The sequence below is a fragment of the Candidatus Vampirococcus lugosii genome (assembly GCF_018420025.1).
Classification (GTDB): domain Bacteria; phylum Patescibacteriota; class Gracilibacteria; order Absconditabacterales; family Absconditicoccaceae; genus Vampirococcus; species Vampirococcus lugosii.
Map to the genome: position 1 here is coordinate 1 of NZ_JAEDAM010000046.1, position 9,073 is coordinate 9,073.

The window sequence follows — 9,073 nt, forward strand, 5'->3', positions numbered from 1 at the left end:
ATTTTCATTTTCATATAAATCAATCAAAATTGTTTTATAATTCAATAAAGATTTATTATTGAATTCATAATTAATATTATGAAACTTTGATAAATTTGAGTAAAATTTATTTATTTGAATAGGGGAGTATGGATTGAATTTATTATTTTCTGTTCATAAAATTCAAACTCAACATGTCCATCTAATACTTGAATCATAAATTCAATCTAAATTTCAAATATCTGTAATATAACATCATTTGTTTGCATTTAAATTAATTATTGAAGTATTATCATTTATAGATTTTATTAATTTTGCTAATTCTTTTTTTGTAATAATATTATCTAACTTATCAAATATATCTTCTTCTACTACTCAATTTTTTATATAATAATTTATAATATTTTCAATATTATTTTCATTTTTTTTATTTTTGTTTATTAATTTATTAATTTTTTCATAATTTTCATTAAATATATTATATATATAATCAAATTTTTTATAATTTTCAAAAATAATCTCTTTATAAATAGGATTTCTTGTTTCTAAAAAATAATCTATTCATAATATCATATATTGATAATAAATTAACATTTCTTGATAATATTTATTTCAAGATAAAATTTTATCAAATTTATTAAAATTTATTATTTTATTAAATAAATATAATTTTTCTTTTAATTCTTTATTTTCAATTTTTATTCTTTTATTTATGTTTTTTCATTTTTTTTCATAAATTATTTTTTCTAAAATTTTATTTATAGCTTCGTTTTTATTATTTTTTTCTAATTTTTTATTTTTTTGATCTTCTTTTACTTTTTTATTTTCCTGTTTGTCATTTTTTTTATCTTTATCTTCTTTTTCTTTATTTTCTTCTTTTTTATCTTTATTTTGATTATTTTCTTCCAATTTTTTATCTTTTTGATTTTCTTTTGGTACTGTCCATCTTGTTCATCCTCAACCTCAAGAAATTCTCTTTTTACAAGAATTTCAAAATTTTGTATATCAAGAATTGCAAGTTATTTCCCAATCAGACCAATTTCAATTATGCCAAGTTCTTTTTTTGAATCATCAACAAATATTTTCTTTTTGAGTTTTTCAAACACATTTATTATTTTTCAATAAATAATTTTCATCACAAGTTATTTCCCAATCAGACCAATTTCAATTATGCCAAGTTCTTTTTTTGAATCATCAATCAACATTTTCTTTTTGAGTTTTTCAAACACATTTATTATTTTTCAATAAATAATTTTTATCACAAGTTATTTCCCAATCAGACCAATTTCAATTATGCCAAGTTCTTTTTTTGAATCATCAATAAATATTTTCTTTTTGAGTTTTTCAAACACATTTTCAATTTTCACTATGTTCATTATCTCATAAACAAATAGGAAAATATCATTTATATAAGTAATTATTTATATTTTTAGCAATAAATGTCTGATCCCAATTATTTTTATCTACTTTTCTTATGTTTTTTATTAACTCATCTATACTTCAAGATTTATTTATAAAATCTAGATAACTTCCTAAACTTCTACTTTCATCATAAAAATAATATTTTTCATTATTCGCATTATTTTCATATTCATTTTTCCAATTATCAAAGTTTATTCTGCTTCATATTTTCAAATAAAAAGAATTATAATCAGATTTATTATAATAAATATTATTTTTGAAATTCCATTTATCAATATGTTCATAATCAATAGCTCTTATAAAATCATCTTCTCAATCAAAAGATAATATATTTCCAGAAAAAATCATATTTTCTATTTCTCAAAGTTTTCAATTTATTCATTCATAATTATGATCTAAATATTCAATTTGTAATCAAATTCAATTTTTTAAATTATGAATAATATTTCAATTTATTGAAACATTTTTTGAAATTCAAGACGAAGAAATTCAATAAACATTATTTATTTGATTTTCTTCTTGATTTATAATTAGATTATTTTTTACTTTTCATCAGTCCCAATCAGATATTCAAATTGCCCATCATAAATTTCTATTTGTAGGTCTAGGCCATCAAATATTAGTAAATATATTATTTTCTATATTTATATCTTGCCAACGAAATTCTGAAGTTAGCCAATCAGATCTTGTATTTCATCACATACTAATTCAAATTTCTCATCAAATATATAAATTATTTTTTAATAAAATATTCCAAGATCAAACTGAGCCATCTCAAGTATTAGAAGTAAATTTTGTTCCTATACTTGCTCATCTAGAAAAAATATTGCCACTAAATACAGAATCAAAAATTCAACTAGCATATACATTATGATTAAACATTGTTGCTTTTCCGTGTCATCAAGATCAATCTTGTGAATACCATCAATTATGATCAAAAATATTTTCTTCAAGATTTGCACTTAAACTTGATAAATATAATCATTGAGAGTGTCAGTTTCAATCACTATAATTATTTAAAATTGTATTTCTTCTAAAATCAAGTCCCCAAATAGTTGTATCATTATTTCAATATCCAGAAATTACATTACTTGTATAATAAGAAAATTTATTTCATTCTAACAATATTCATTTTCATTCTCAAACTATTCTCAAACCTCTACTTCAATTAATTCAAGTAAATTCTTCACTATCAGGATTTCTTGTATGAGCATAAAATTCTATTCAAGAAATAACTAAATTTCTAAATTCTCAAGTTATAGAAAATCATTGTTCTTTTCAAGTTTTAAATAAAGGCATTTTTTTTCATGTTCAATAACTTGTAATTACAAAAGGATTTGATTTTGATTCTCAAAATTTATTTAAATTTCAAAATCATTCATAAAATACACTTCATTTTTTTATTAATAAAAAATCATTTGAATTATTTCTAATTAAGGAATAAGCTTTCTCAAAAGAATTACAAGAAATTATATTTTGTGGTAAATAAATATTTTCTCAAATTTCATTTTTTGAATAAGATTTACATTTTTCATCATTTCAATCATTACTTAAATAAACTATTCTTGAATTTTCTGAAGCTTCTAAAATAGTCCATCAATCATTATCTTTTGGTAAATTTAAAAAATATTTTGAGCTATCAACTTTTTTCCTTGGATCAACAGGAACTGTATTGTGATTTTTGTTTACACAAATTGCTCATAATCAATTATTTTTATTTTCATAATCAAAATTATCAAATTTTTCATCTCAAAAATCAAATCTTTTTGAAATTGCTCTTTCTTCTCAATTTTCATCAGCAGTCCAAAGATGAAGTCTTGTTCAATTTTGATTTAAAAATCATAAGTCATTGCGAAATCAAGCAAGTCATAAATTATTTATTTTATTATCAATATTTTCAAAATCTTTATTTTTTGGTAAAGTCCAATTTTTTCATAATAAAGAACAAATTCAATTATTATTTTCTCCAAAAGCAGTTTTCCAAGTATAAAGTCAATAAAAATCATCAGGACAATTTTTATTAGTACAAGTTGATTTTGACTGTATTATATAAGAATTTTCTCACCAATTATTACATTTTGCTCATCAAGAAAAACATCTTTTTCAAATTCAAGTATGTTTTACTAATTCTTGAAGCCATAAATTTCAATCTTTCATAATTTCAATATTATAATTATAATCTATTCATTCAATATTTACTTTTAATATTCATTTATCTCAAATTTTTGTTCAATCTCAATTAGTCCATTTAATAGTATTTTCTTGAAAAGAAAAGTTTTCTATTTTTTCTCAAACACTTACAAATACTGGACTTGTTCAAATTTCTAAATTTATATTATTATCATTTATATTTATTATTTCTTGAAAATAATTTATACTATCAGTTCAAAGTTTTTCAAAAAGTGCTTTATTGTAATCATTTATTTGTAAATCATAATTTCTTGTTTGTCAGTTTTCAATATTTGGATCCCAAATAGCAAAAGTTTTTTTATCATTTTCTTTTGATTTAAAAGAAAAAATATATAAATCTTCATCTTCAGAAATAATTTTATCAAAATACATATCTCACAATATTTTTTTTAAACTTATTACAGAATAATAAGATTGTTTTGGAGTCCAATCTCATTTTGGTCAAGTAAGTCAAGAACTTGAATGTTTAGTAGTATTTTCAGGATTTACATCTCTTAACATATACATAGAAATTTTATCAAGTCATGTAGATAATCATATCAAATATCATCTAACAATCCAATTTGCTTGATTTTGTTCATTAATAGCAGTATATTCAGATTTAGGATTAGTATCCCAACCAAATTCTGTAAGCCAGACTTGTTTATCAGGATAATTTGTATTTCTCCATAAAACTATTTCTCTTAATCTTTCAAAATAATCATTTTTTTCAGGAGCTTTATCAGTATTATAAGAATGAAAATTAATTACATCAGGAACAAATTTTTTATCATCACGATTTGCTTCAAACCATATTTTCATAAGATTTAAATAATTTGTCATACTTGAATATCAAACTAATCATCACATAACTAATTTTGAATTAGGATCAGCATTTTTAATTCAAACATTATCTCATAATTTTCATTCATGTCAGTCATAATCAGCACTTAACATTGTAGCAAATTCATAAGGAGAAAAGTAAGCATCTCTTCAAGCCCAGTTTTTGTTTGGTTCATTAAAATTTTCAAAATATTTAATATATCCAAGTCATGATTTTTTTTCTTGATTATCAGCAAGTAATAATTTATCTTCATCAACTTTATTACTTCAATATCTTGCCACAAACTGAAACATATGTTTTGCATGTTCAATATATGAAGCAGGATCCAAAGGATCTTTTCATTCTTTTATAGGTTTATTATTATGATTTGAATATTCTTTTCAATCTCATAAAATCCAATTAGCATTTCATTGAATAGCTGGTATTACTTCAATTCATAATTCAGACAAATTTTGATAATAAGCATCAAAATTCCAAATATTATTTCCACTAGGATTAAACATTTTTTCATTTTTACTTGATCAGTCCCAAGTCATAGAATGATATTCTCTAATATGTCCAAAATTTTTTAATAAATCAATAGGATCATCAATAAAAGCATTTAATCAAATAGATTCTCAAATATTTATTCAAAAATCAGGATTTTTTTCAACTGGTTCTTTATCTTTCAAATCTATTTCTTTATTTAAATATCAATATATTCAAATTTGTTTAATTCAAGAATCAGCATTATCAACGACTAATCTTAAATATCTAGTATTTATATTATCAACTTCTATTATTCTCCATTTATTATATTTATCAAGTTTTTGAGAAAAGACAAAATCCCATTCAAAAGCTTTTCAAGAATAAACTTTTAATTCTGGATTTCAATTTGAATCAAAAAATCAAATATGAGTTATTGTATAATCTCATTTTAAATCTATAATTGCAGATTTTGGTAAATAATCTTTATTTCTAATAGCTTGCCAATTATCTCAAGTAAAAATTTTTTTTAATTTTTCTTGTGGATTATTTGGAACTTGATCTTGATTATCTACTAAACTATAAGCTTTTGTTATAAAATTATCATGATAATGAGAAATATTTTCATCAAATATCATTGATTTATCAAGTTTAATTAATTTTGATTTTTGTGATTCAAGTTTTTCTATAAAATCAATCAAAGCATTATATTTATATCAAACTTTTAAATCTTGATTTAAATGAGTTAAAGCTCACCAAGATCAATATTTTGATTGTTTTCATATATCAGTAAAATGTGCAAGTAATCATCATCAATTATCGCTCCAAGCATTTAACATTAATTCATATAAATCATAAATTCAAGGATTAGTATTTATTTGTTTAAAAAATTCTGTTACTTGTTTATCTTCTTGAGCATAAGATCAAAGTCAAGAAATATGTTGTCAACCTTCATAAGCTATTAAATTAAGTCAATATTTATCAGCTTTTTCTTTATGATATTTTATTTTTTGAGTTAAACTAGGTATTCAAGATCAAGTAAAATATTTTTCTTCTTTTATTTGTTCAAAAGCTTTAGTAAATGCATTTTGTGGAAAATCTTCATTTATTCAATCTTTTCAATCAAGCCAATCTTTTATAATATTTTTATTTTCTTCTTTTTGTAAGCTTCAATTAAAATAAGTTGTTATTGCATAAGAATCAATATTTTCATAACAAACTTCATTTCATTCTTCAACATAATAAGGACATTCCAAAATTTTTAATTCCATTCCTTCCCAAGCTGTTTGAGTACTTGCTACACAGTTAATTCTTGAATTATCATTAAAAACTTGATTTTTGAAAATATTACAAATTTGATTAATTCTCATTCAGTGATATTGCATAAAAGCATCTGCTTTATCTTCTCACCATCTTTCTTTTCATTTTTTTAATCAATAATGTGCTTGATCAAACATCCAATTCCAAGTTTCGTTACTATATTCTATATAAGAAATTAAATTTTCATTTAAATTATTTTTTATTGTTTCTGCAAAATTTTGAATATAATCATCTCAACTTGTATGATGAATTGTAAACCAAGGATTAGAATTTAGTTTATTTGATAATTTAATCATAATTTCAAGAGGAACTCATTTTGTTGACCAAATACGATCATTTATTTGGGGTCTTTTGTTCCAAGTTGATTGATCTATATCATTGTTTGTTCTCATCCAAACCATAAATCTCAAAGTAGAAAAATCTTTTATTATATCAAGCCAATCAGGATTAAAAATTTCATTTTTTTCAAAATTTTTTTTAAATTTTTTGGGGATTATTTTAATATTTCTTAAATGATTATTTTGATCAATATCTTTTATTTCAAGCCATAAATAATTATTATTTAATTTTATATGTTTTTCTCAATCTTTTTCTTGTAAAATATCAGCTCAAGATATTTTTAAATCTCAATTTCATTCATAATAAATAATATATTCATCATAAGGTATCATTTCTTTTTGATTTCAATGAAAAATTATAGTCCTTGCATAATCAAAAACTATATCGTTCTCAAATCATTTTATCCATCAATTTTCATCCAAAATTAATTTATCACTTTCTTTAGTATCCCAAGAATTTCAATTTTCCAAATTATCACAATTTGTATTTCACCATTCGCATCAAGTTTGCCAATTTGATGCTTGTTTCATAAAATCAATAAAAGGATATTGAGTAGACCAATAACTTATTCCTTCTGGGTTCATTCATATAGAAGTATTATTTGCATAACTTGTATTTAGTGTAAATAAAATAAGTGTTAGTAGTAGGATTACTTTTTTCATAAGTGTTTTTTAAAATGTAAATTTTATCTAAAAAAAGCAATTTTACCAATTTTCAAATAAATAAATATTTCTAATTAAATTTCATTTTTTATATACTCACATGAAAAAATATTCATTATCAGTTGGTAAATTTAGATTATATAACCTAATCTTTATATCTTCCTTATCTTTTAAAAAAGATATATTTTCTTTTTTAACATTTTCAGGAAAATCTCATAAATCATTTAAATGTGTATCTTCTTGGCAATAGCCTAATATTTTTATTATAATCTAATTCAATATAATCATCATTATATTTTGCATTTTCTAAATATTTGATAATATTATTTTTTTCAAATATATAAAAAATTTTACTTATTCATGGTGCTGGTTCTAAGCTTTCATACATATAAAAATTTGATACTTTATCATTAAATTTAAAATTATTTGAATCTAAATTAAAATTAATATACAAATTCTCATTTTTATAATTTATTTCTAATAAGTTATTATATGGACTCATATACTTAACTAAATTAAATTTATTTTCATCTAAATTTTCAAATTTATCTCCTAAAATTCTTAAAATATTTTTATTTAAAATATTTAAAATATCTATATCTTTATTCTTAATTATTAAATTAATATTAAATCATTTATTAATAATATTATTAATTTTTTCAATTTCATTATTAGTAAAAAGGTATTTATAATATTGTTCATTAAAAGTTATTTTATTATTTTGTAAATCAAACATTTTAAATGAAACTCAAAATGACTGATTTATAGATAATTTATAATCTTCAAAATATATTATATATTCTGTTCAATTTCTTCAGTGATCTATTTCTTTCAACAACAAAAAATCATAATAAATAAAATTATTATGAAAAAATATAAAATAATATTTCTCATTACAAATATTATTTTTACAATATATATAATATTTTCAGTTATTATCTAATAAATCTTTTTTCTCCTCAAAAACATACTCCAAACTATTATTTTTTTCCAAAAAATAATTTTCACTTTTTATTTTTTCTCAATTTGAAAAAAATGAAAATTCAAAATTATTACACAAATTTCAATTATTTTTAGAAATATTATAAACAAAAGTTTCATCTCATTTATTAAATTGTTGTAAAGTATAAGGATTATCTTCTCAACAACTTCTAACAATTATTTGATCTGGTTCTCATGATTTTATAGTTCAAATTAACTGATATTTTGGAATACAAAAATCGTCATAATTAAAAATATCTGTATTTTCTTTTAATATTTCAAACTTTTCTTTATCAATTATACAATTATTATAATCAACTAATTCTTTTACTTCAAAATCAATTTTCATTAAATTTTCTTTATTTTCTTCTTCTATAACTTTTACTTCTTCATCAATTATTTTAGTTTTTCCCTCTTCATCAATTTTATCTTCTTCAGTATATTGACTAACTTTTTCTTCTGATTTTTCATTTTCAACATTCAAATCATGATTACTTTCATCTTTAACCTTTCAACTTTCTTCTTGATTACAAGCTGATAAAATTAAAGTAAGTGTTATTAATAGGATTATTTTTTTCATAATATTTTTTATTAATTATTTAAAATATAAAATATATATTTATAATAAATAAAAAAGCAAACATTTCTTTAATATATTCCCGCCCGGGCGAGAAAAAAATATTGATTTTGGTAAAGAAAAAATTATAATGAAAAAGATTTAGTAATATTAAAAAAATAAAGATATGAAAAAAATAGCAATATGAATACAAGATTTTAAGAAATTAATAACAGATAATTATTATTATATAGACAAAACTAAAATAATATATAATTTGTTGATAAGTAATAATTATTATTTTTTGTCTAGACCAAGAAGGTTTGGGAAATCATT

Annotated in this window: 3 protein-coding genes; 1 reads left to right on the forward strand and 2 read right to left on the reverse strand. The window is 20.5% G+C overall.

The genetic code is table 25. The annotated features are described in order from the left end of the window. Together VAMP_RS03655 and VAMP_RS03660 are read right to left on the reverse strand one after the other, a co-directional pair. The coding region (locus VAMP_RS03655; protein ID WP_213349410.1) for a hypothetical protein at positions 1 to 7,200 on the reverse strand (7,200 nt) is incomplete at its 3' end. 193 nt (positions 7,201 to 7,393) lie between these two features. Further along, positions 7,394 to 8,761, reverse strand: a complete 1,368-nt coding sequence (locus VAMP_RS03660) for a lipoprotein (RefSeq protein WP_213349413.1) — start codon at positions 8,759 to 8,761, stop codon at positions 7,394 to 7,396. Positions 8,762 to 8,924: 163 nt separating this feature from the next. Here VAMP_RS03660 and VAMP_RS06715 point away from each other — a divergent pair. Next, the coding region (locus tag VAMP_RS06715) for an AAA family ATPase (protein WP_213349416.1) at positions 8,925 to 9,073 on the forward strand (149 nt) is incomplete at its 3' end.